This window comes from Paenibacillus sp. OSY-SE (assembly GCF_000283315.1).
GTDB classification, from domain to species: domain Bacteria; phylum Bacillota; class Bacilli; order Paenibacillales; family Paenibacillaceae; genus Paenibacillus_B; species Paenibacillus_B profundus.
The window spans coordinates 334,737-359,285 of sequence record NZ_ALKF01000205.1; the positions used below are offsets into that span (position 1 = coordinate 334,737).

The 24,549-nt window shown below is 50.3% G+C and carries 21 protein-coding genes, 1 pseudogene and 1 other annotated feature; of the genes and pseudogenes, 17 read left to right on the forward strand and 5 right to left on the reverse strand.

The features are described from left to right. Window positions 1–237: 237 nt before the first annotated feature. Window positions 238–834: a xanthine phosphoribosyltransferase gene (locus A372_RS0132395; RefSeq protein ID WP_019425112.1), complete on the forward strand. Its 597-nt coding sequence runs from the start codon at window positions 238–240 to the stop codon at window positions 832–834. After that, window positions 831–2,177, forward strand: coding sequence for a nucleobase:cation symporter-2 family protein (locus A372_RS0132400; RefSeq protein ID WP_019425113.1), 1,347 nt, complete (start codon window positions 831–833; stop codon window positions 2,175–2,177). The genes A372_RS0132395 and A372_RS0132400 overlap by 4 nt, the downstream gene beginning before the upstream one ends. Before the next feature lie 1,088 nt (window positions 2,178–3,265). Here A372_RS0132400 and A372_RS0132405 read toward each other — a convergent pair. Then, a complete protein-coding gene (locus A372_RS0132405) occupies window positions 3,266–5,605 on the reverse strand; it encodes a helix-turn-helix domain-containing protein (RefSeq protein WP_157259902.1) in 2,340 nt (779 codons plus the stop codon). Window positions 5,606–5,708: 103 nt separating this feature from the next. On the opposite strand from A372_RS0132405, the gene A372_RS0132410 reads away from it, so the two are divergent. The 5 genes from A372_RS0132410 to A372_RS35170 all read left to right on the forward strand — a co-directional run bounded on the left by A372_RS0132410 (window position 5,709) and on the right by A372_RS35170 (window position 12,550). Then, window positions 5,709–6,680, forward strand: coding sequence for an ABC transporter permease (locus A372_RS0132410; RefSeq protein WP_019425115.1), 972 nt, complete (start codon window positions 5,709–5,711; stop codon window positions 6,678–6,680). Window positions 6,681–6,697: 17 nt separating this feature from the next. Next, on the forward strand, window positions 6,698–7,573 hold the full coding sequence (locus tag A372_RS0132415; RefSeq protein WP_019425116.1) for a carbohydrate ABC transporter permease: 876 nt from the start codon (window positions 6,698–6,700) through the stop codon (window positions 7,571–7,573). Window positions 7,574–7,578: 5 nt separating this feature from the next. Next, the gene (locus A372_RS0132420; protein ID WP_019425117.1) at window positions 7,579–9,129 is read left to right on the forward strand and encodes an extracellular solute-binding protein; all 1,551 of its coding nucleotides are present in this window, start codon (window positions 7,579–7,581) and stop codon (window positions 9,127–9,129) included. A 43-nt stretch (window positions 9,130–9,172) separates the two neighbouring features. After that, complete coding sequence (locus A372_RS0132425; RefSeq protein WP_051004571.1) at window positions 9,173–10,126, forward strand: Gfo/Idh/MocA family protein; 954 nt, start codon at window positions 9,173–9,175, stop codon at window positions 10,124–10,126. Window positions 10,127–10,246: 120 nt separating this feature from the next. Further along, window positions 10,247–12,550: an Ig-like domain-containing protein gene (locus tag A372_RS35170; RefSeq protein ID WP_157259904.1), complete on the forward strand. Its 2,304-nt coding sequence runs from the start codon at window positions 10,247–10,249 to the stop codon at window positions 12,548–12,550. Between the two features lie 72 nt (window positions 12,551–12,622). Here A372_RS35170 and A372_RS0132435 read toward each other — a convergent pair whose 3' ends face one another. Then, on the reverse strand, window positions 12,623–13,486 hold the full coding sequence (locus tag A372_RS0132435) for a DegV family protein (protein ID WP_019425120.1): 864 nt from the start codon (window positions 13,484–13,486) through the stop codon (window positions 12,623–12,625). Window positions 13,487–13,712: 226 nt separating this feature from the next. Between A372_RS0132435 and A372_RS0132440 the strand changes: the two genes are divergently transcribed. From A372_RS0132440 to argS, 9 genes and pseudogenes are all read left to right on the forward strand, one after another. Next, the gene (locus A372_RS0132440) at window positions 13,713–13,895 is read left to right on the forward strand and encodes a hypothetical protein (protein ID WP_019425121.1); all 183 of its coding nucleotides are present in this window, start codon (window positions 13,713–13,715) and stop codon (window positions 13,893–13,895) included. Window positions 13,896–14,186: 291 nt separating this feature from the next. Further along, a complete protein-coding gene (locus A372_RS0132445) occupies window positions 14,187–14,612 on the forward strand; it encodes a hypothetical protein (protein ID WP_019425122.1) in 426 nt (141 codons plus the stop codon). Between the two features lie 157 nt (window positions 14,613–14,769). After that, window positions 14,770–14,949 (forward strand): annotated as a pseudogene (locus tag A372_RS36865) (IS5/IS1182 family transposase); the annotation flags it as partial. Between the two features lie 334 nt (window positions 14,950–15,283). Continuing rightward, window positions 15,284–15,655, forward strand: coding sequence for a hypothetical protein (locus A372_RS0132450; protein ID WP_019425123.1), 372 nt, complete (start codon window positions 15,284–15,286; stop codon window positions 15,653–15,655). Between the two features lie 59 nt (window positions 15,656–15,714). Next, a complete protein-coding gene (locus A372_RS0132455; RefSeq protein ID WP_019425124.1) occupies window positions 15,715–16,263 on the forward strand; it encodes a hypothetical protein in 549 nt (182 codons plus the stop codon). A gap of 250 nt (window positions 16,264–16,513) precedes the next feature. Further along, window positions 16,514–16,906, forward strand: a complete 393-nt coding sequence (locus A372_RS35175) for a MarR family winged helix-turn-helix transcriptional regulator (RefSeq protein WP_051004566.1) — start codon at window positions 16,514–16,516, stop codon at window positions 16,904–16,906. Window positions 16,907–17,163: 257 nt separating this feature from the next. Next, window positions 17,164–17,352 carry a hypothetical protein gene (locus tag A372_RS0132465; protein ID WP_157259906.1) on the forward strand — a complete coding sequence of 63 codons (189 nt, stop codon included), beginning with the start codon at window positions 17,164–17,166 and terminating at the stop codon, window positions 17,350–17,352. Window positions 17,353–17,370: 18 nt separating this feature from the next. Further along, window positions 17,371–17,814 (forward strand): S41 family peptidase, encoded by a 444-nt coding sequence (locus A372_RS0132470; protein ID WP_019425127.1) that lies wholly within the window; start codon window positions 17,371–17,373, stop codon window positions 17,812–17,814. Between the two features lie 56 nt (window positions 17,815–17,870). Then, window positions 17,871–18,136: a binding site (T-box leader), on the forward strand. Window positions 18,137–18,180: 44 nt separating this feature from the next. Next, on the forward strand, window positions 18,181–19,908 hold the full coding sequence (argS, locus tag A372_RS0132475; protein WP_019425128.1) for an arginine--tRNA ligase: 1,728 nt from the start codon (window positions 18,181–18,183) through the stop codon (window positions 19,906–19,908). A 62-nt stretch (window positions 19,909–19,970) separates the two neighbouring features. Here the strand turns inward: argS and A372_RS0132480 are convergent, their stop codons facing one another. From A372_RS0132480 to A372_RS0132490, 3 genes are all read right to left on the reverse strand, one after another. After that, window positions 19,971–20,300, reverse strand: a complete 330-nt coding sequence (locus A372_RS0132480) for a hypothetical protein (protein ID WP_019425129.1) — start codon at window positions 20,298–20,300, stop codon at window positions 19,971–19,973. An 89-nt stretch (window positions 20,301–20,389) separates the two neighbouring features. After that, window positions 20,390–21,784, reverse strand: coding sequence for a sensor histidine kinase (locus tag A372_RS0132485; RefSeq protein WP_019425130.1), 1,395 nt, complete (start codon window positions 21,782–21,784; stop codon window positions 20,390–20,392). Further along, entirely contained in the window at window positions 21,781–22,488 is a 708-nt protein-coding gene (locus A372_RS0132490) for a response regulator transcription factor (RefSeq protein ID WP_019425131.1), read from the reverse strand. The genes A372_RS0132485 and A372_RS0132490 overlap by 4 nt, the downstream gene beginning before the upstream one ends. 222 nt (window positions 22,489–22,710) lie before the next feature. On the opposite strand from A372_RS0132490, the gene A372_RS0132495 reads away from it, so the two are divergent. Continuing rightward, window positions 22,711–24,384 carry a multicopper oxidase family protein gene (locus A372_RS0132495; RefSeq protein WP_019425132.1) on the forward strand — a complete coding sequence of 558 codons (1,674 nt, stop codon included), beginning with the start codon at window positions 22,711–22,713 and terminating at the stop codon, window positions 24,382–24,384. The last annotated feature ends 165 nt before the right edge of the window (window positions 24,385–24,549 follow it).

The following is a 24,549-nucleotide window of genomic DNA, read 5'->3' on the forward strand; positions in this document are numbered from 1 at the left end:
TTATTAATGGAAATGTGAATGCCCTTGTTTGAGACAGCGCCCGCTGATTTTAGTGACGCATACTTATAACGGGGCTTCCGACTTCTCATTAGCCCGGTCTAGTTATTTCCACTTTGGAAATCAATAGATCGGGTTTTTGTGCATTTATGAGAGTCAGGCAGCATGGATGTATATCGCGATGTGCAGAACGCAATCAGACTTTTAAGATCAAACATAAGACATAAGGGGGAGCCTTCTGTGAAACAACTACAAGATAAAGTGATGCAAGAAGGATTAGTTCTAAGCAACCAAGTATTGAAAGTAGACTCTTTTTTGAATCATCAGATGGATCCAGTGTTGATGTACGAAGTGGGGAAAGAATTCGTTCGCCGTTATGCGGGAGAAAAGATTACGAAAGTACTTACGATAGAATCCTCGGGCATTGCGCCGGGCGTCATGGCTGCCTTGGAGCTGAACGTACCACTCATCTTTGCCCGCAAGCAGAAATCATTGACCTTGCGTGATGATATTATCGTTGAGAAGATCTATTCCTTTACGAAGCAGGAGAGCAATGAAGTAACCGTATCGAAAAAATATTTGTCTGCGGACGATCGTGTACTTATTATTGACGATTTCCTGGCGAACGGGGAGGCTGCTTCCGGTTTGGCGCGCATCGTGGAACAAGTCGGCGCTGCCGTAGTCGGGTTCGGCATCGTGATCGAGAAGTCGTTCCAGCCAGGACGCAGCATGCTGCTTGACGCTGGCTACCGGGTCGAATCTCTTGTACGCGTCGCTTCTCTTCAAGACGGCAAAGTAAGCTTTGTGGAAGAGGAGCAGGAGGTGCCGGCTCGATGAGCAAGGTCGACAACCATGTCTTCCAGCGCAACCGCCATCCGCTGCAGACGTTCTCGCTTGGTCTGCAGCACGTGCTTGCGATGTATGCGGGTGCGGTCATCGTTCCCATTATTGTCGGGAGCGCGCTCGGTTTCACATCAGAGCAGCTTACTTATCTCATTGGAATCGACCTGTTAATGTGCGGCATCGCGACATTGCTGCAGGTGTTCACGAATCGCTTCACGGGCATCGGCCTGCCCGTCGTACTCGGCTGCGCGTTTCAGGCTGTTACGCCCATGATTGCAATCGGCAGTGATTTTGGAATTCCGTATATATACGGCTCCATCATTGCAATGGGCCTGTTCGTCGTTCTGTTCGGTGGTCTGTTCGGCAAGCTGATTCGCCTGTTCCCTCCGGTTGTCACGGGCTCGGTCGTTACGATTATCGGGGTGACGCTTATACCGGTCGCTTTTAATGATCTGGGGGGCGGTCAGGGAAGCCCCGATTTTGGCAGTCCGGAAAATTTGCTGCTCGGCTTCGGAGTGCTTATTTTCATCGTCATTATGAATAAAGTATCGACAGGCTTCCTGCGTGCGATATCGATTCTAGTCGGATTGGCCGTCGGAACGATCGCTGCAGGGTTTATGGGGAAAGTTGATTTTACGCCTGTAATGGAAGCGGGCTGGTTCCATGCCGTGCAGCCATTCTACTTCGGCGCGCCGAAATTCAATGTCACTGCCGTACTGACGATGATTATCGTCGCAATGGTCAATATCGCTGAATCGACCGGCGTATTCATGGCGCTCGGCAAAATATTGAACCGCGATCTGGACGGCAAGGATTTGGCGCGCGGCTATCGTGCGGAAGGGCTCGCGATCATGATCGGCGGCGTGTTCAATGCCTTCCCTTACACGACATACTCGCAGAACGTCGGCCTCATCCAGATGAGCCGTGTGAAGACGCGCGATGTTATCGTCGTGGCCGGCGGCCTGCTCGTGTTGCTGGGTTTCGTGCCGAAGTTCGCAGCCTTAGCGCAGCTTATCCCGCACTCTGTATTGGGCGGAGCTATGGTCGCCATGTTCGGCATGGTTGTCTCGAGCGGTCTCCGAATGCTCGGTTCGCAGGTCGATATGAACCGCCACGAGAACTTAATCATTATCGCTTGCTCGGTCGGTATGGGACTCGGCGTTACGGTCGTCCCCGAAATATTCGAGAGCTTGCCAGAAACAATGCGCATACTGACAGACAACGGCATCGTGGCCGGTACGTTTACGGCGCTCATACTGAACCTGCTATTTAACGGATTGAAACAACCGTCAACTAATGCGGAACCTCATCATGACGAAGAGCCGCACGTAGCATAAGAATGGAACATGTATAGGACAGCCCGTACCTCTGAGGAGGACGGGCTATATTTGTATTGCTCAGCACTCATCCCGTCCGTTGGAATCTGTCCAATGTAATTTGATTCAATTACCGCGGCGGCGTTTTTCATTGGAAATGATCCAACAGAAACAGCCTTAAACCACTATATTAGGAAAAAGGCGTGATTTGACTGGATGATTTCCAGTGGAATGATAATACCTCTGCTTGAAATGGTGTTAACACTGTATATTTTCCAATGGCCGACAGGATGTGCGTGAATTTCCTCGGAAAGAAACCGATTTTTTCAAGCTTTAAAGAACCACACAAGCGTTCTCTATCTGGACCATTTTCTCGACATTTTACCCCGTATATAGATTCGTGTAAAAGACAATTATCGTGTCTATTTAGTCTTTGCCCAATCTCCCCGTAGCTCAGAAGCTTTAATCAACGAGTTGGATTCTGCCAAATGGGGGTAGTGAATCACAGGGGAAAATTTCTGCATAGAGAAGGGATAATTCTGAGTGAGGTAAAGGGCAGGGTGGAGCTAGAATCAAAGATGATGAGCTGAGAAAGGGTGCATTCAGCGTATGGGAAGTTGGAGTTTCTGAGGTGACGGTAGAGTGTAGCTAGGATGATGAACAAGGAACAGGTTGCATTCATTGGCCCGGAAGTGGAGTGTTCCTGAGGTAAAGGGAGTGTGGAGCTAAGTTGATAAACTGAGAAATGGTTGCATTATTTCAATGTGCGAGGCGTGGGGGATTCTGAGGAACGGGGAGAATGAAGCTAAGATGATGAACTAAGAACGGCCGCATTTCAGCGTACAGGAAGTGAAGTGGGTTTAAGGAAAGGGCAGAGCGTATCAAAGTAGTATTGGAGGGGGGCGGTAAGGTGCAGGGATGCTTAGGCGCTTAGGTGCTTAGGTGCGGGATACTGAGATGTTGAGAATGAGATGTTGAGATATTGAGATGATGAGGTGGTTGTGCTGCCAAGCAACATGAGTCATGTTGTGAAACGAAAAAAAAGAACCGCGGGCAGCGGTCCTGGAAACAACAGGGGCATGGCAGCTGGTGAACAGGGTAGCGTTCGATCAGTCGGGCATCGCGTCGATTTTTTTGCGGTATTCACCGGGGCTGAGGCCGGTTGTGTTTTTGAACATGCGTATAAATGAATTCACGTTGTGGTAACCGACACGCGCCGCCACATCAAGGATTTTCAGTTCTGGCTGCCGCAGCAGCCGCTTCGCCTGTCTGATTCGCATGTCGTTCACATATTGGCTGAATTTCATGCCGGTCTTTTCTTTAAAGTACGTGGATACGTACCCGCTGGTCAACTGCAGTTCATCGGCGATGGTATCGAGCGAAATGTCCTCCCCGTAATGCTCTTCAATATATTGCTTCACGAACTTCGTCACCGAGTCCTCCTCATGCAGGCTCTGGGCAATCAGAGCGGCGGCATCATGCAGAAAGGCGAGCAGATAGTCATGCAGCCTGCCCAAGTGGTATCCTCTTTTTACATGGTCCCAGTCAGCAAACTTCGCCTTTAGCGCTTCCGTCGGCAAATTGAGGGCAGAGAGACCTTTGTACACGGCTTGAATGCAATCATCCGTGAACCGTTGTACGTCTTCCCCCGTCGCACGCATCTCATGGAATCTGCGCATTATTTTATCTAACCAAGACTTCAGCGCATCCTCGTTCCCGCTCACCAGCACGGCGTTCAGCTGTTGCTCCTCCTGACCCGTCATGGATATCTCACTCTGCGGCAATGACACGCGGATGAGCTCTGTTTCCTCATGAAACAGGCGCTGCCGCTCCATGCAGATCGTTTCCTCGTAAGCAGCGTTGAATTCGGCGGATGAGGCATATGCGGAGCTGATGGCGATCGTAAAGAACAAATATTCTTTATCGTGGTCGAAAACCTGCTTAAGTGTGTGGACGGACTCCTCAAGTGGCTCTTCCTCTTCGCGCAGCATAACCAGTGCGATAATCTGATCTCGTTCCATCTGAAAAACGAGCGCTTCCTCGTATTTGGCGGATAAAGACGATTGGATGAATTCCATCACGAAATAGGCAGTGCGTCCTGTGGAAGCTTCGGACGTCCAGTCGTGGCTCTGCTTCCGATACAGCTTGAACAGTGCCAGACGGTATGGGCGTTCTTCCTGCAGCAGTTCCTGAAAATCAGCGCTTCGCGTATGTATCATTTTCAGCTTGTTCGTATAGAAATAGTGGCGCAGCAGGGAGTTTTTCCGCATCAGATCGCGATTCATGCTCTGATTGCTCATGAGCAGCTGTTGTACGTTTGAACCGATTTCCTCTAACTCAATAATCCCTTTGTATTTGAGCGCGTCCGCGCGTTTCAATTGGATTGTCCGCAGGAGACTGCGAATCGGTTGATGAATACGCATGCTGAACCAGATAGAAGCCGCCAATCCGATAACGAGAACAAGCGCTAGAATGCCGATCAGCATCCAATTAAGCTTGGCGATTTGAGCCGAGAGACTGGATGCAGAGATGACATTCACATATACGGAGCCGGTAACTGGTCCTTTTAAGTAGAAGAAAAACAGGTCTCCATCGTGTACATATTCTTTGTCCCTCTGATAAGCGGCCATCGCCTGAGCAGTATTGAAATGCTCTGCAGTGCCGAACAACAGGGAGCTAGTATCCGGGGACAGAATACCGAATCCATCCGATACCGGAGGCTGATAGGCGCGAAGGAACGCGTCCGCATTCAGAAAGGCGCTTACATAAAAATGACGCTGCAGCTTGTTCTTGACGACGAGCGGAATAAGATTTCCTTTGCGCAGCGCTTGGCTTATACCTTTCTCCGAGAATTCTCTTGCTGGGAACAGCTTAGTGGACTCCGATTGGTTGAACTGTTCCATCCAGAAGGAAGGGGAGTAGTCGGCACTGGCGTAGAACTTTCCATACATCTGTTCCGGTGTGTTGATTCCGTCCTTCTCAATGACAAGCTTCGGTTCGCGGAACGCAATGGCAATGTTGTCCACGTAAGGATAGAAGCTGCCTGACATTTTTTTGAGCTGAATCCGGATCTGGTCGGCAATGTCGTACCGGATGCGGTCGTTGTTCAGCGTAAATGAGGAGACGGCATCGTCCATGTATAAACTTAACATCGATGTTGTCAACATGCCGAGCTGCCGCTCATAGTTATCAACGGCATGCTGCAGGCCAGCTTCATTATAACGGATGATTTCCTCCTGCATGAGGGAGCGGAAGAATGCAAACGACAGCACGTGGAATGACAGCAGCAGCAAAATGATGACTAAAAAGCTGGCGAGCAATTGCATGAATAGGGAACGTCTCTGGGGCTTAATCGATTTGAACGATAGCGCGCGCGGCATGAGCTCCTCCTTTTCAATGAGCGATAAGTGAATCGCACTATAATGGTAGGTGTGATCGCAGTTCTCCACAATATTCTTTTTTCCTCATTTATATGCCGATGTTCGGATTTTAACAAATTCGCAGATGGAGCCGAAACTTTGCCGATAGGCAGGGTGCGCCGTTCCGAATACGATGTCGTTGTTACGAGATGATCACGAGAGGAGGATATGCGAAATCAGACACATCCGCGTCCGGTCTGACAAGAATCTGCTGCGCAAGCTCAATCAGACCAAATATTTATGGCTGTTGTTTCTGCCTTGTTTGCTATATTATGTCGTGTTCAAGTACGCCCCGATGTTCGGTATCGTCATCTCGTTCAAGGACTACAATTTGTTCAAAGGCATTCAGGAAAGCGCTTGGGTCGGATGGAGGTATTACCGGATGTTTTTTGAGAATCCCGATTTCATGAAGCTGATGCGCAACACCTTGCTGCTCGGTGTGTACAATTTGGCGTTCGGGTTCCCAGCCCCGATTGTGTTGGCCGTGCTGTTGAACGAGGTGAAGCATTCGTTCTTCAAGCGCTTCGTGCAAACCGTCAGCTATTTGCCGCACTTTATTTCCAACGTGGTCGTCGCATCGATGGTAGTGATGTTCTTGTCGCCGACTGGGGGCATTCTCCACGAGCTGCTGAAATGGTTCGGCGCGGCCAATGCGAATGTGATGATGGAGCCCGAATGGTTCCGGACTGTATATGTCGCTTCGGAAATTTGGCAGCATGCCGGGTGGGAGACGATCATTTATTTGGCGGCGCTCACGACGCTCGACCCGGTGCTGTACGAAGCGGCCGACATGGACGGAGCAGGAAGATTCCGCAAGCTGTGGCATGTCACTTTGCCTGGGATTCGCCCGACGATTATCATTTTGCTCATTTTGAATATTGGCAAGGTGCTTGAGATCGGGTTCGAGAAAGTGTTTCTGCTCTACAACCCGGCCACTTATGAAACCGCTGACATTATCGGCACCTATGTGTACCGGGTCGGACTCGTGCAAGGCAACTACAGCTACGCGACGGCGATTGATCTGTTCATGGGCATTATTAGCCTTATCTTCGTCATAGCAGCCAATACGATTAGCCGCAGGGTCGGCAATACAAGCATCTGGTGAAGGAGGTGGCATGCGTCATGAGGCAATTTTTCCAAAAAATCAGTCTGTTTCAATGCATCAATGCGCTCATCCTGGCAATCGTCGTCGTTGTTACAGTGTATCCGTTTATTTATATGGCTGTCATCTCCGTGAGCGGGGATGTATACGTCATGAGAGGCGAAGTGTTTCTCTGGCCAAAAGGCTTCAACCTAAAAATGTACAGTCTCGTTTTAGGCGATCTGTCCATTTTGCAGTCCTATTTGAATACGATTATATACACCGTGTTCGGAACAGGCATCGCGCTTGTCATAACGTCAGCGGGGGCATATGCGTTATCTCGCAGCGATATGCTGTTCAACAAAGGGTTCACGTTAATGATTATATTTACGATGTTCTTCAGCGGCGGCATGATTCCCTCCTTTCTCGTCGTCAAGGAGCTGGGCATCATCGATACGGTCTGGGCGATGGTGCTGCCTGGCGCGGTAAGCACGTGGAATTTGATCATCATGCGAACTTTTTTTGCGAACATTCCGAAGGAGCTTGAAGAGTCGGGCAAGATGGACGGTCTGAACGACCTCGGCCTGTTCTTCCGTATCGCGGTTCCGCTGTCCAAAGCCTCGTTCGCCACGATCGGCTTGTTCTACGCGGTATCACTCTGGAACAACTTCTATTTTCCGTTGCTGTATTTGCGCGATCCAGAGCTGTTTCCGCTGCAGGTGCTGCTGCGTAATCTGGTGCTGGCGGGTCAAGTGATGTCGGGGGACGTCACGCAAATCGGGGGTGATCAACTCATCGTGGAGGAGTCGTTGAAATACGCGACGATTATGGTGTCGACACTGCCGATATTGCTCGTATATCCGTTCTTGCAAAAATATTTTGTGAAGGGCGCGCTCATTGGTGCGGTAAAAGGGTGAGACAGATGAAGAAGAGTTCGGCACGCATTCGGAAGTGGACGGCTATAGTGATGGCAGGCTGCCTGCTTGCCTTGGCACTCGCAGGCTGCGCGAAGGAAGGCGGGAAGAGCGGCGCGGATATGGCACAGAAGGGCGGGGATCCGCCTGATAAAAAGATATTTACGATGCTTATCGATTCGAATCCAACCTTCCCGTATAAGAAGGATTGGCCGATATGGAAATGGATTGAAGAGAAGACTGGAGTATCCCTTCGCGTGCAGCTCCCGTCGGGGAAGCTGGCCGATACGTTAAATCTGGTCATCGCCTCGAACAGTTTGCCGGATTTGATGTTCATGACCGATCGCCGGACTGCCAACAAGTATGGTCAGCAGGGGGCGTTGGCGAACATTTTGGATTATACGGACGATATGCCGAACTTCAAGAAGTGGATGGAGAAGTATCCGGAAATGGTGCGGCAGGCGTTGTCTGCGGACGGCAAGCTGTTCATGTTCCCGAATGAAGGCTTCGGGGAGACGAACCGGATGATATGGATGTACCGGGAGGACGTGTTCGCGAAGCACGGTCTGAAGCCGCCGGCCACATTCGACGAGCTGTACGAAGCGGCAAAACAATTGAAGACGCTATATCCGGACAGTTACCCATTCAGCTTCCGGTTCGGCGAAGAATTGGGTATTTTCGTCAACTTGGCGGAGAACTTTGAGACGGGCGGCGACATCTATTACCATTTCGGCTCGAAGGAGTGGGAATACGGTCCGATTCAAGATAATTATAAAAAATTGGTCGAAGCAATGCATCGGATGTACAAGGACGGTCTCATTCCGCCGGATTGGCTGTCCATCCAGACGAAGCAGTGGCAGGATATCGTGTCGACGAACAAAGCGTTCATCACGGTCGATTACATCAGCCGGATTGATTTCTTCAATATCCCGCTGCGCAAGGACGACCCGTCATTCAATCTGGCCTTTATGGAGCCGCCTGCCGGCTGGGCGGGCGCAAAGCAATTCAATCCGTACTTGCACACGCTGGAGACTGGGCTGACTGTTGCCTCCACTTCATCTCACATCACAGATGTCATGAAGTATATGGATTTCTTCTATTCCGAGGAAGCTCGTGTCATCGCGAGCTGGGGGAAAGAAGGCGAAACGTTCACGACGGAGGGCGGCACGCGCAAGTTCAAGGCTGACTTCGCCGATGCGGTTGATTTGCGGTCAAAGACGGGCATCGCGACGAACGGCGCTTATACATGGATCGATTACGATTCCCAGCTCGCCCTCGCATCGGAGGATTTGCAGAAGGCTTACGTACAAGCGCGCAAGTTCGATGCGAAGCTGCAGCCGAAGCCAGCGTTCAATGAGCAGGAGACGGAGGTGCTCGCTTTGACCGGCGAAGCGGTTAAGAAGCATCGGAGCGAAAATATCGCCAAGTTTATTCTGGGCACGCGCCCCCTATCCGATTGGGATCAATATGTAAAGGAGGCGGAAAATCTCGGACTGCAGAAGCTGCTCGATATTTATAAGCAGGCGTATGCGCGTGCTGCTGAGTTGCAGCTCAAATGACAGATGGACCAATTGATACGAACAGGGGGGGCTTATTGTCATGATGAACCACAGTAGTGCAAATAAGAAGGCGGTGTTCGATCCGGTGCATTCTCGGGAGTGGTTGCGCATCGGTATTGTCGGCACCGACACCTCTCATGCGGTCGACTTCACGGAGCTATTGAACAATAAGGAGCATCCGCATCATGTTCAGGGCGGTGCGGTGACCATCGCGTATCCGGGCGGCTCGCCCGATTTCGGCATGAGCATCAACCGGGTCAGAGGCTTTGCGGAGAAGCTGGCCGAATCGTACGGCGTTGAGATTGCGTCTTCACCCGAAGCGGTGGCGGAGCGCTGTGACGCGATTCTGCTGGAAGCCGTGGACGGGCGCGTTCATAGCGAGCTGTTCGCGCGCATCGCCGATTACGGCAAGCCGGTGTTCATCGACAAGCCGCTCGCGGTATGCAGGGCGGATGCGGAGATGATTGCGGAGACGACGGAACGGGCGGGCGTGACCGTTATGAGCTGTTCGGCGGTCCGCTTCGCGGAAGGCATTGCGCAGTGCTTGCGGGATGTAGCGCCGGACGGGATCGTCGGGGCGGATTGCTTCGGCCCGATGGACCTGGAGCCTACTCAGCCGGGCTTGTTCTGGTACGGCATTCATACGGCGGATATGCTGTATGCTTTGCTGGGCCGAGGCTGCCGCAGTGTCCGTGCCGCATCCAGCGAAGGGCATGACATGGTCATCGGCGAATGGGCAGACGGCCGTATCGGCACACTGCGCGGCAACCGTGTAGGGAACCGCAAGTTCGGCGGCACTGTCCATACGAAGAAAGCGACGGTGTACGTCGATGTGTACGCACACGCCAAACCGTATTACGCCAGCATGCTGGAGCAGGTAATGGCCATGTTCCGAACGGGAGCCGTTCCCGTCGAGCTGAGTGAAACGCTGGAAATTATCCGTTTTATTGAAGCGGCTAATGAGAGCCGACAAACAGGCAGGATCGTGCATTTATAATCACGAGTTTAACAAAGCAGCCGAATTTGCTCCCGTCCTGCCTCGTTATGCAATGGGGAAGTGGTAAACAACCTCATTAATTGAGTGTTAACAACCTCTATAACGTGGAGCGTGATTCAGATGAAGCGTAGTGCCGTAAAATGCCTTAGCGTTGTTGTGCAGGTAATGTGCTGTGCGGTTCTATTGTTGACAACGGTGGTGTCTGCGATGCCTAGTGCGGGTCTGAGCGCAGGGAAATCCTTCATCACCATCGATCAGGTTCAGGAAACGGAGGGCAAGCGCTTCATCATCACCGGGAGTTATGACGGTGTGTATAACGTCGTGCTGTCCGTGGCGGGCCGTGAGACAGTCGGTACGCAAATGATCCCGACCCTTGGCCCGCATGCGGGAACATGGACAGCGACATGGGACGCTTCCGCTTATGACGGGGATATGGAAATCGTGGCTCGCGGCAATGATGCTGCAACTCGATATGGTGTATGGTCACCGTTCATAACCGTCTCGGTAGACAATCCGCCCCTCAGCAAGCCGAAGGTGAGGGTAACCGGACCAGCGGATGGAGAAGTCGTAAGCGGACAGGTGAAGGTACGGGTGTCGGTAGACAGCAAGAATCCGGTGGCGAGTGTCGAAGTGAGAGTGACTGGACAGCCGTGGCAGACGGCCCAGCAGACGGATGGCGGATATGAATTTCACTGGAATCCACCCAATGATGAACGTCTCGTCTACGCCATCCAAGCAAGGGCAACAGACAGTGTCGGAAATATCGGGATGAGCTTAACCACGTACGTGAAGACCGAGTCCGAAGAGGAGGACAATGGTGCGGAAGAAGAGCATGCCGTCTTGCCGCGTCAGGACCGCGCCATGTGGATCTGGGAGCCGTCGTCGTACACCTTGCTGCTCAATCCGGGCTCCCGCGACGTGCTGGAGCAATTTGCGAACGATACGACTACGTTCCCCTCTCAGCCCGTGACGACGCTCTATTACGCGACTGGCAAATATGCCGGTATGGAAATGCTCGAGGATGAGTCGGCACAGGTGGAGGAATTCGTAGAGTGGTCGCATGAACAGGGATTTCAGGTTCATGCGTTAATTGCCGGCGGGACATCACCGCCTTATATTGCCGTCTATCCGCAGTATCATGACGATGCGGTCCGCGAAATTGAAAGCGTCATCAATTATAATTTGGCAGCAGATGAGGCCGCTCGGTTCGACGGCGTCAATATTGATATCGAGCCTTATATATTGCCTGATTTCGCAGACAGAGCCCCTTTTTTGCAGCAGCAATATTTAATGCTCATGGATAAGATGAAGAGCAGGGTGGATGTGTCCAAAACGAAAATCGCCTTCGGACCAGCCATTCCCCGGTGGTACGATACGAATGTCAACACGAAGGCGGTGGAGTGGAAGGGAACGGTGAAGCCGTTATCCGAGCACATCCAGGATATAAGCGATTATATTAGTATTATGGATTACCGCGATACAGCATCCGGCAGTGCGGGCATTATCGCAGGGGCGCAGAACGAGCTGGATTATGCGGAGTCCATCGGGAAGGTGAATTCGGTCGTCATCGGGGTCGAAACGCTCGATGTCGCCAGCAGCGGTGACCCTGAAACGATAACATTCCGGGAAGAGGGGCGTGTGGCGATGGAAGCGGAGTTGGCTCTGGTGTACGACGCCTTTGCGGCGTATTCCTCTTTTGCAGGCGTTGCCGTGCATCATTACGACTCGTACAGGGAGCTGCCATCCGATTGGAGCCGGAACCGTTATGCTTGGAATCCGCCGCCGGACTCGGAGCCGCCTACTCAGCCTGGAAATCTTCAAGCTGAGGAGCTCGATTACGAGCAGATTACGCTCCGCTACGATAGAGCGTCCGACAATCAGGAAGTGAGCGGGTATTTGATTTATCGCGGAACGGAAGCCGGCTTCATACCCGATCCTGACGGATACGAGGCTCAAGTGCGTGGGTTGTCGTATAAGGATGTCGGATTGCTCCCGAATACGACGTACTGTTATCGCGTCGCCGCCGTCGACCTAGCAGGCAATGTCGGCCCGATGTCCGGTGAGAGTTGCGCAACGACGGGAGCGACGGATTTAAAGCCGATGGTTATCGGCAGCATGGCGGCTGCGGTAAATAACGGCAAAGTGAAGGTGACGCTTCAAGTGGTCGATGCGGAGACTAACGTGCCGGTGACTGCGGCGGTATACGGACGCTTCGAATTCGCTTCTGGCAAGTACCAGCAAGGGGCAACGGATGCAGCCGGCTTCTACACCGCCACTTCCGAAGCATTGGCTCCCGGTCTGCTGGTGGGGTTCAAGCCAGATCGGATCGCGGCTGCCTCGTATTATTGGGCCCAAGCGCACGACCGCCCACATTCCGTACGGATATATACGGATGAAACGACGTCAGGAAGCCCTTTGCGATAGCGAAGGTGGGAGTGTAAGATGAGGAGCGGCCTATGGTGAGGCCGCTCCTTCGTGTGCGGGGGGATGTTCAATTTATTTGTATGATTTGTTTCTGAAAAATAACGCCAGCGTACCTGGTCCCGAGTGAGCGCCGATGGCGCATCCGATGGAGCTGGTAATGAAATTGTTCAGGCCAAAGCGTTCTTGAATCATCTGCTTCAACGATTCCAACGCTTCCTCGTCGTCACCATGAGCGATGCCGATAAGCTGCTCTTTATCCTCCAAATTAGCACGCTCTCCCAACAGGTCGGCAAGGCGTATAATCGATTTTTTTCTGCCCCGCACTTTATCGATTGGGATTAGCTTGCCATCCTCCACATCCAATACCGGCTTAATGTTCAACAGTCCGCCGAGTACTGCGGACGACTTGCTGACCCGCCCGCCGCGGTACAAATATTCCAGGTCGTCAACGGTGAACACGTGCTCCATCTGCTTCGCGAGCAGTTCGGTTCGAGACGTGATCTCTGCTCTGGACAGACCTTCGCGCACCCAGAGCGCCGCTTGATGCACGACGAGCCCGAAGCCTAGCGATGCGCATTTGGTGTCGATAATATCGCAGGCGAAGGAAGGATATTCTTCCTGCACCATTTCAAGCATCATGCGCGAGGAAGCATACGTCCCGGAAAGCTCGGAAGAAAAAGCGATGTATACCGCCTCATCTCCTGCCTTCGCGATCGCCTCGAACGTTTCTTTGAACCGTTCCATCGGCACTTGAGATGTCTTATACACGAGGCCATTCCGCATGCCATCGAACATCTGTTTCGGCAGTATGGTGACGCCGTCCTCGAATTGATCGCTATCTATGGTCACAACGATCGGCATTACCGTAATGCCCAACTGTTCAACGATGGAATGAGGCATGTCGATTGCGCTGTCTGTAAGAATATGAATAGTCATCTGATCTACGCTCCTCATACGGATTGTTTCTTCTATCATAACATGAGATGCTGCAACTTCCATGAAGAATTGTACAGCTGATTGTATGCACTTTGACCTTGTCGTACGGACTGACGGAAGCCGTTCATAAGTGTATGAATATTACGAAGGCAGCGCTCATACAAGTAGAGAAAGGATGCAAGTCTGCATTATTATTACGAGCTAGCGCTAAAAGGGAGAGAAGTTCATGGCGAAGAACAAACGCGGCAAAGCGTTGTGGAACATGCCGTCGCACGGACGAGGGACATGTCCGGTCTGCAGCAGCACCCGCATCAAGCTGCTCTACACGCGAACGAAGGAGAACGGAACGGCGCTGAAGGTGTGCAAAAAGTGCTTCAATGCGGCTCAGGAACGGATTGACGCATCGTAAAGTCAAAGTGAGAGAATACGAGTGAAGACGGCCATTGGCCGTCTTTTGCCATAGGTTAAGACGAAGTTCGAACCATCTCCCAAATGCCTTTCACGCTAGATTGAGACTGGAATTTATTTGGAAATATTGCGGAAAAATATCGGCATTATCAGACGATGTTAACAAAAGACGTCATTAAACCACCGGGAAATGTAAAAACAGTCTAGTTAAAATCATTGAACTAATTTATTACAATAGAACAAGGAAGTGTACACTCCACTAATTCCAAACAACAAAGGAGAAAGATAACTTATGAAAAAGATGATTCTTACCATTTCCGCCCTGTCCATGTTGGTTTCGGCCAGTCCGGTATTCGCCCACAACGCAAGTGCCGCTCCGCAAAATCAAGCAAGTGAATTTGGGACGCTGGCATCCTATGGTTACGGATTCGAACTAAGCAGAGATGAAAGGGATGAAAGTGGAACTTTCTATGCAGCCAGCAATAAGGTGAAATTATATGTTACGCAAAAAGGCGACAGAAGCAGCGCCACCGAAGTCAAATATACTTTAGTTCAAGTAAACGATGACGGTTGGGAAACGTATGGCTCTGTCGTTGTAGATGGCAACACTAGAGACGAGTATGTAAAAACATTTAATGTCGAAAAAAATAATAAGTATTATTTCCTGATCACCAACAAAGGTAAGTCGGTACGCGGCAATATTGAAGCAACGCATTAATACAAAAAAATGACGTCTGTGCCCGACGAGGCCACTGAAAAAGCCCACTTAAAGAAAAAGGTATAGTTCCTCAAATTATGAGGAGGCTGTACCTTTTTCTGTATGATAAGGTATCAAAATTAGCGGGTGAGTCCGATGATTCAAAATCCGACAAACGATGATCTTAAGCCCATTTACGGATATCTATAACCTAGTCGTTCCGAAGGATAATTTGTTGCGACAAATTAACGAGCTAGTTGACTTTTCCTTTGTTTACGATGAGCTAAAGAATAACTATTGCCTCGATATCGGCCGCAATGCCATTGACCCTATTCGTATGTTCAAGTATTTACTGTTAACATAGGGAGCCACTTTCAATCTCTAATTCGCAATACAGCAATGGTTGTTGCATTCCTTATCTTTTTCTTAACTGCTACGCACACATATGCATTAAATACGCAAGCCGATTTGCAATTTAATCACAGTCAGATAGAATTAAAGGACGATAACTCATCACGAACGAATATTTCAGATTACCCTGATTCGCATGGAAATGATAGTATGTTTGTTGTTCCAGCGCTTCCATGGATAGGTTGGGGAATTGGACAATTAATAGGTTGGTTAACAGCAGGAGCGGCCGTCACAATTGCCACGATTGAATTGGCTGGAGAAACATATGTTTTGTCAATGAAATGGCGGAAGCAATCAGCAAAAGTAAAAAAGAAGACAAACCTAGATTTTATGTAGCCAAATCTCGAAATGGAAACAAAGAACCTTTGCTTATCGGAAAACCATTAGGGGAAGGCGAAGCTGAATTATGGTTAAAAGCGAGTATTCATAACGAAGTATGGGCAGTAAGCGATAAGGATGCGAAAGGTCTTGCCATGAGAGTAGGGCAAGGGAAATTTGTAGGACCTGAGAATCACTGGCAGACAGGATATAACGATACTCGCTATTATTATCATTATCATGGTGGCAGCAGAGGAGACACAGGCCATATCTTTTACGGAAAAAGTAATTTTTTGGGTAAAAATAAAAGTTCAAGCAAGAATAAAATGCTCTAGTACCTTCTCAACTAAATTTAATTTAAAGCGATAAGATGAAATTGAAAAGAGGGAGAAAATTGAATCTCGACATCAACAAGTTATTCAAAAAATACTTGACTTTAGATATTCCAAATCCTTTCACTCTAGAGCAAATCAATAAAAGATTTAAAGATTGCTATTTCGCTGAGGAAGTAGATATACACTATTTTTCTGATTTGGAAAAAGATCCGCATGCCAATTTTGATACAGTTGTAAAAGCTTATATATTCCGAGATGAGCGAGGAATTAAGGAACTTCTTAAGCTTAACCCTGACGAGTATTTAGAATGTTATCATCCCAATGGAATTAACATCATTCTTAACTCAGAGGATCAGACATATTTGTCAGGTGCTACAGAGCAAGGTATGTCATTCTTGCTAGGTCTTGAGACAAGTATTTTCTGTGGGATCTCACAAGAAAACATGAAACTTGGAAATGAAGAGTTCGAAGATTATCTGAAGGCGTTATATTTAGCGGGATATATTCAATTTGAAGACGACTCACTGATTGAGAGAGCCTATCAGCGTTATCGAGACGGGTACACACTAAAATGGTATGGATTAACTGACGGAGAATCAACATTTTAATGAAATAATTATCAAAATAAACTTTAAGTGACTGGGTTTCTCGTCGAGCGCAGTCATTTTCTTGCCTATTGGATAATGCACAAGGTCATTCCACGTTGTTGACAAGAGTGAGTTAGAGGTTTAATATTAATCGGCAAATAATTAAGTGCTTAATTATGTATGAAGGGATTGATTTTCCATCATAAAATATGACCCGTTCAAAGAATCCATCATACCCGTTAAATGGTTTCTAACTTCTTATAAGACAAATGTGTCGCTGGTTCGCCAGCTTGAAGAACAATTGGCCCCGCTTGGTCTTACGTTAGGACGGTTATGTCTGTTGTATGCCCTGCAGCAGCACGGAAGTCCGGCATTGCCCTCTGAGTTGGGGGATGATTTGGCCGTCACGCGCGCCAATATTAGCGGATTGCTGAGAGGGTTGGAACGGGATGGAATGGTCCGCCGCGCGCTTGATCAAGCAGATCGAAGACGCGTGCTGGTCTATTTTACTCCGGCGGGGGAGGACATCTTGAATCAGGCATGGCCCATTTATGAGACAACGGTAAGCGCTATGCTGCAGCCTTTGACTACAGATGAACAGATGACATTGCTTCGTTTGCTGCACAAGCTGAATGCTTCCCAATTGGCAGTGAATGACGATTAAACCTTTGGTCGCAGTTGACCAAAGGTTGCTATAAGCTAAATAGTTAAGTGATTAATTATAAACTGATTAACTAATAAGAGTGAACAAGAAACGAGGTCAAAAGAATTCTGAAGCCAATGATTCTATTTATTTTATCGATATGCTCCTTTTGGGTTGGATTTGATTCGATCGTTACAGTTCCCCTCTTGCCGGAGAGCGCCAAGGCGACTGAGATGCCGCCGTAGGGGGGGCAGCAGGTCAAGGAAGATCTGGCATTCGTGATGAGCAAAATAAAAAATGTGCATCCCGCGACACTCGATGGCGTACCCGAATCCGTCCAACGAACCTATGATCACTCTATCGCGCAAGTGAGCCAGACGAATCGGCTGCTGACGAATTACGATACGTATTTGTATGCGCTGCGCCTGCTGGCAGAGTTGAAGGACGGTCATTCGATTGCTGGATAATCCGCCTTTGGCGCAACGGTGCGCCATTCGGTAGAGGTGGCTGCTTCGGGAGAGAGCCGTCCGCCTTCCGGGGTCACCGCTTTTCCGAGTCAAGAGCTTCAAAATAAGCAGCAGCAAGAGCTGTTGTTTCAGGGCAAATTGCATGTACTTACGTCCAAGCACACAATGAGCTCCGCCATGTGGATCGCAACGATCGTCCAAGACAATCAGCTTGGCACCGTTATCGGGGAGCCGACAGGCGGCAAGCCGAGTTACTATGGCGATATGATTTTATTTACGATGCCGCATTCGAGGGTGAGATTCCAACTGTCCTACAAAATATTTGAGCGGCCAGACTTGGCACGCGATGCAGCGGACGCTTGCTATCCCGACTTGCTTGTACCCGACAATGTAGACGATCGGGTGGCCGGGACAGATACGCAGCTGGAATTCGTAAAAACGTTGATTCGGAAACCGATTTGAAACGGACGGTTGATTTTTGCAGGCGACTAAGGATATAATGTGAAAAAATCAAATGTACAATGACGATGAACGGGAGAGTACTTAGCACAAAGCCGTGAAGCAGCGAGCCGGGATGGTGGAAGCCGGCACGGTGTGCGGAGGAAGCGGACCCGGGAGTTGATTTCTTGAACTTGTTCTGACGCCAGAATGGAAGTAGGGAAATCCGGCACAGCCGTTACAATCAGGAAGTGGATTTCGAATCGTTGCGTGTTGCATGCAGATAATGATCGATTTGAATTCAATTAGAGTGGTACCACGGACAGGTTCAGCCTCCGTCTCTTGCAGACGGGGGCTTTTTGCATTTTCAAGCATATTGGAGGGTTATGAATGTTGAAAGTAATTGCGGCAAAGGCGTTAGCGCCGATGCTGAACATGTCGCAGGAAGACATCATCGAATCGTTGGAGGAGCCGCCCAAAGCGGACATGGGCGATCTCGCCTTCCCATGCTTCCCTTTAGCAAAGGCGTGGAAGCGTGCCCCGCAGCAAATTGCCGCGGACGTTGTCAAGCAGGTGAATGAGCAGGATGGTGGAGAAGGCATGCGCGCAGAGGCGGCGGGAGGCTATGTGAATGTGTTTTTCGATCCGGCTGTGCTGTCAGGCGCCTTGATCCATGACATGCTTCAACCCACGTATGGGCAGCCCTCTCTCGGAAATGGGAAGCGGATCGTTATTGATATGTCATCGCCGAATATCGCGAAGCCGTTCGGGATCGGTCATTTGCGTTCGACGATGATCGGCAATGCGCTGATGAACTTGTACCGCACTGCTGGTTACGAGGTAATGAACGTCAACCACCTGGGGGATTGGGGAACTCAGTTCGGCAAGCTGATAGCCGCTTATAAGCATTGGGGAAATGATGATTTACTCCAGCAAAAGCCGATTGAGGAAAGCTTGAGGCTGTACGTGCAGTTCCATGAAGAAGCAGAGCGTCATCCGGAGCTGGAAGATGAAGCGAGAGAGTGGTTCCGCAAGCTGGAGGACGGAGATGAGGAGACCGTGTGCCTGTGGACGTATTTCGTGGACGTCAGCATGAAGGAATTCGAGCGCGTCTATGAAAGACTTGGCGTTGGATTCGATTACGTATTGGGCGAAAGCTTCTACAATGATAAGATGGATGCAGTCGTGAAGCAGCTGCAGGAAAAAAGCCTGTTGGAGGAAAGCGATGGCGCGATGGTCGTGCGCTTGGATGAGGAAGGGATGCCGCCGTGTCTCATTCTGAAATCGAACGGTACGACCATTTATCCGACTCGTGATCTGGCTACGGCCATTTACCGCAAGGAAGTGATGAAGGCAGATAAGCTCCTGTATGTCGTCGGCGCGGAGCAGCGGCTGCATTTCCAGCAGGTGTTCACCGTGCTGGGCAAGATGGGGTATGAGTGGGCGCGTGACTGCGAGCATGTGGCGTTCGGCCTGATGACGGTGGACGGCAAGAAAATGTCGACTCGCAGAGGGAAGGTCGTCTTCCTGAATGAAGTGCTGGATGAAGCGAAGGGGAAAGCACTAGCAATTGTTGAAGAGAAAAATCCGACGTTACATGATAAGGAACAGATTGCGGAAGCGATTGGGGTAGGTTCAATCGTCTTCGGCGACTTGAAGAACAGCCGCACGTTATCCGTTGATTTCAGTCTCGACGAAGCATTGCGCTTTGAGGGAGAAACCGGGCCATACGTGCAATACACCTATGCAAGAACGGTGCGCCTATTGGAGAAAGGCTTGGAAACGATGGGGGAATCCGGCTTGGAGAAATACGCAGCAGATCAAGCGAAGGCTGCCGCTAATCCATATTTGGCCGGGAAGGAAGCTTGGGCCAGTATGAAGTCGTTGAGTCAATACGAGCAGATCATCGCATCTGCTATCGCATCCAACGAGCCGTCTATCCTCGCCAGATATTTGCTCGATGTCGCCAAGCACTTCAACCGCTTCTATAATCATGAATCGATTCTCGTAGAGAACGAAGCGGAGAAGTCGGCCAAGTTGCTGCTCGTCGCGGCTGTATCGCGCATCTTACAGCACGGCCTGCACTTGCTCGGCATGAAGACGCCGAAGCGGGTATAGCGAGCAGCGCGAACGGGCGGTTGCGCAGCTATTGCCGGCAACCGCCCGAACAGCTTCTACATTTATACCCGGTTCGTATACGAAGCCGTCGTGTATTGCGGCTGCGCGTATGCGACATTGGCCGATGTTTGAATCGAATGCTCCAGCTCGCGGCACACTTGCGATACCTGCTGCATTTGCTGCATTGCCACTTGATGTCCTTGCAGCGCTGTCTGGATGATCTGCGATGCTTGGCGTTCGCGCTGAGCCAACTCTTCGAGGCGCGATACGTTTTGCTGCTCTTGCTGCAGCAGTTGCTGATACATTTGAGATGCCCGCTGTGTCTGCTGCATCAATTGCTGAATAACTTGTTCGCACTGATTGAGCTGCGAGGACATTTGTTGGTTGTACATGCTGAAACCACCTTTTCTTGTATGTTCATATTCCCTGCCTTATTGTGGTACAACAATCTTCTTTTTATGCGCAGGAAGAAAAGATGTTTCTAATCGGATTCATGCTTGGCCAACTTGACGGAGAAGGCCGTTCCCTTGCCGTGTTCACTCTGCACATCGATGCGGCCTTGATGCAGCTCGACGAGCTTGGAGACGATAGCGAGCCCAAGTCCGGTTCCGCCGTAATCGCGCGAACGGGATTTCTCCACTCGATACATCCGCTCGAATAGATAAGGGAGCTCTTCTTCCGGGATGCCGATGCCCGTATCTTGGACGCATACTTCATACTGCTGCTGCAACGGTACAATGCTTACCCGAATGGAGCCTGCTTGCGTGTAGCGGATGGCATTGTCGAGCAGGTTGATCCATATTTGCTCCAGCCTCATTCCGTCTCCCCACACGAATGCTTGCCGCAGTTCGGTATGGAATTCCAATTCAAGCCCTTTCTGTGCGGCAGCGCGTTCGACCTTGGCCACGGCGCTTTCAACGAGCGGGATAAGATCGATCGCTTCCGGAATCAGCTCTATGCGCCCTTCTTCCATCTTGGATAATTCGAACAGATCATTGATTAATCGATTCAGCCGCACTGCTTCCGACGAGATAATCTGCAAGTAAGCGTTCTTCTCTTCCTCCGATTCATACAGCTCCTCTGAAATGACCTTCGCATAGCCTTCCAAGTAGGTTATGGGTGTTTTCAGTTCATGTGAAATATTGGCGAAAAATTCATTGCGTGATTCGCGCAGCCGCTGCAGATCCCGGGCTAGGTCGTTAATGGCATGGGCGAGTGAGCCGATCTCGTCTTGGGACGTGACCGGGACTCTCGTTCCCAATTGTCCGACCGCAATCTGTCGAGTCGCCTGCACCATATGCAGCAGCGGCTTAGACATGCGGCGGGACAAGACGAGCGAGAAGCCCAGCGCAATCAAGACGCCGATGACACCTGAGATGGCGATCATGTGCCGTACCTGCCCGACAAAGCTGCGCACGCTGTCCAATGACGATGTAATGATGACGCCGCCCATAAATTGTCCGTCATTTATGAAGGCTCGTCCCGATACGATGCATGGCTCTTGATCCGGCGATTCGAATTCTTTATCGATAAGCTGTCCTGCTTTGAGCCGGTTCCATTCCTCAGGGGTCAGCAGCTCGCTTATGTTCTGGGAATGGCGATTCGAGCTGCCCGTGGCGTTGCCATCCCGATCGAAAATATGGATGCCGACCTTCGAAAATTCCGCCATCGTCGAGACCGCGTCCGAGGTCAAGCCGTGCTGCGCTTCGGCCATTTTGACGAAATGAGCGGACAGCTCCATGACTTCCTGATGGGCCTTTTGGTAATAAAATGAAGTGAATATCCGATCGGTTACGATGCCGAGCGGGATGAGCACGATGAGGAACAACGACATCATGGAGGCGCCAATCTTGACGTCGACGCGATTCCATTTCATGATGACGTCCCTTTCTGGTTGAACTTATAGCCGACGCCCCATACGGTTTGAATCGGATCGTAGCTTAATTGTGCCTTTTGTACTTTATCCCGAATGTTTTTTACATGATTATCGACCGAACGGATATCGCCCTCATAATCATAGTCCCACAGCTGTTCGACGATCCGATCGCGGGAGTATACTCGCTGCGCATTGGAAGCCAACAGCAGCAGCAGCTCGAATTCCTTCGGTGTGAAATCGACGGCTTCCCCCTTGATGCGAATTTCCCGGCTGTCCGGATATATATCCATATCGGGAACATGAATGGCGGGCGTCGACGCAGTGTTAGCATGGCTCACCTGCGCTCTGCGCAGCAAAGCTCCGACTCTCGCAACCAGTTCCTCCCCATCAAACGGCTTGACCACATAGTCATCTGCCCCCATATTCAGCCCGTGCACTTTATCCTTCGTATCCGTCCGTGCCGTAAGCATCAGAATCGGGATGGGCCAGCGTTCGCGAATCCGTTCACAGACACTCCATCCGTCCATGCCCGGCATCATGATATCCAAAATGACGAGATCCGCCGCTTCTCTTTCCATGATCTCCAACGCCTGTATGCCATTATCGGTTTCAATGACGTCATAGCCATTCTTTTTCAAATAAATTCGAATTAAATTGCGCATATTTCGCTCGTCATCGACGACGAGAATCCGTGTGCCCTTCATAGCAACCTCCTTATCCGCTCCTCCTTATTGTAACGCAAAAGGTTGTATAAATTGTATAGGGAATGCTGCCTTATTGGCGCAGCAATGTGCTGTGATGAAGGAGAAGTACTGGTAATGCGCCAAAGTGTGTTGTTATTGCTTAACAGGTATGCCATCTACAACATTTGTACAAAATTGCTTCTTATAATCAATTGTGCGTAACAGATGAAAGGATGTGGGTCAATGAACAAACGCACATGGTTGAATATTTTTGTCGTCATAACCGCTCTTGCGGGAGTGATCGCCTTATCTGGATGTTTCGCTGGGAGCGATGAAGGAAGCAGATCAGATGGGAAGGCAAGACAAGCAAGCGGGAATGAAGGGATGAATCATGGGGTGGACGCCGCGGTATCTGGCTCGCTCGAAGACACGAACGGACGGCTCACCGGCACAATTGAGGTGTTGGATGGAAGCAATGCGACGCTTACCGCACAAGCAGGCGAATTGGAGATCGCGTCCGGGAAGAAGCTGCCGGTGTGGACGTTCAATAACAGCGTGCCGGGACCGCAAATTCGCGCACGGGTGGGGGAGACGATCAAGGTTACTTTGAAGAATGAGTTGGAGGAGCCCGTATCGATTCATTGGCATGGATACCCGGTGCCGAATGAAATGGATGGCATTCCCGGAGTGACGCAGGATGCGGTGCTGCCGGGGAAATCGTTCACCTATGAATTCAAGGCGACCATTCCGGGCACCTATTGGTATCACTCGCATCAGGACAGCGTGAATCAGGTCGATAAAGGCTTGTATGGATCGCTTGTGGTCGAGGACCCGAAGGATAAGGCTGATCGCGACTATACATTGGTGTTGGATGAGTGGATGAACATGGAGATGAGTCATTCCATGGATGCGACGGATAGTATGGATGGAGAAATGAAAGGAATGGAGCATAGGGAGAAGGAGCAGCAAGGGGATGGCCACGATACTCATGGTGCAGCAGCTTCATCGGATGCCTCATCCGTCCAACCGATGGCAGGACACGATATGAGCATGTACGATATGTACACGATCAATGGGAAAATGGGGGACTCGATACAGCCTCTTAAGGTGAAAAAAGGTGAGAAGGTGCGTTTGCGCTTCGTGAATGCCGGATTCCTGTCCCACCAGATTCATATTCACGGACATGAATTCAAGGTGGTGGCATCGGACGGGCAGCCGATTAACAGTCCGGCTCTCATTCAAAATCAGCTGTTGTCTATTGCCCCAGGCGAGCGATATGATGTGGAATTCATAGCGGACAACCCGGGCAAGTGGCTGATAGAAGAGCATGGCTCGGAACAGCGAATAAAGCAAATGCGAACCTTTATCGAATATGAAGGAGAGACAGCCGCTGCATCCAAAGACGTGTCTGATTCCTCTGTCATGCACCCGACATTGGATTTGGCGAAATACGGTGAGATGGCGAATGCGAAGTTCAGTTTGAATGAAGCGTATGATCAAGATGTCAAGATGGACTTGAATACCGAGGTGCGCGCAGGCAAAACGGTGTATACGATTAATGGCAAAGTGTTCCCGGATACGGACAAGATCAAGGTCAACAAAGGGGAGCGGGTGAAGGTGACTTTCGTAAATCAGTCCAAGAGCGAAGATCATCCGATGCATTTGCACGGGCACTTCTTCCAAGTGCTGAGCAAGAATGGCAAGCCGATTGCAGGAGCACCCATTATGAAGGATACGCTAAACGTCAAGCCGGGAGAAACGATAGTCGTCGCCTTCGAAGCCGATAACCCGGGCGACTGGATGTTCCATTGCCATGATCTGCATCATGCGGCAGACGGAATGGTCACGGACGTGCATTATTTGGATTACAAAAAAAGCTATGTGCCTGATCCAACTGTGAGCAATATTCCGGAATAGTCAGGGTATGCCCCAATCATCGGAGCGGGGCCAGCGTTGAGAAACCCTGTAAGGTTGTAGACGAAACAAACAAGGGTGGAGGTATCCGCTGAAGAGACCTGGCGATCGCCTTTGAATCCGAGTCATCCCCGCATCGTCTCATCCCAATGACTTGGATTCAACAGC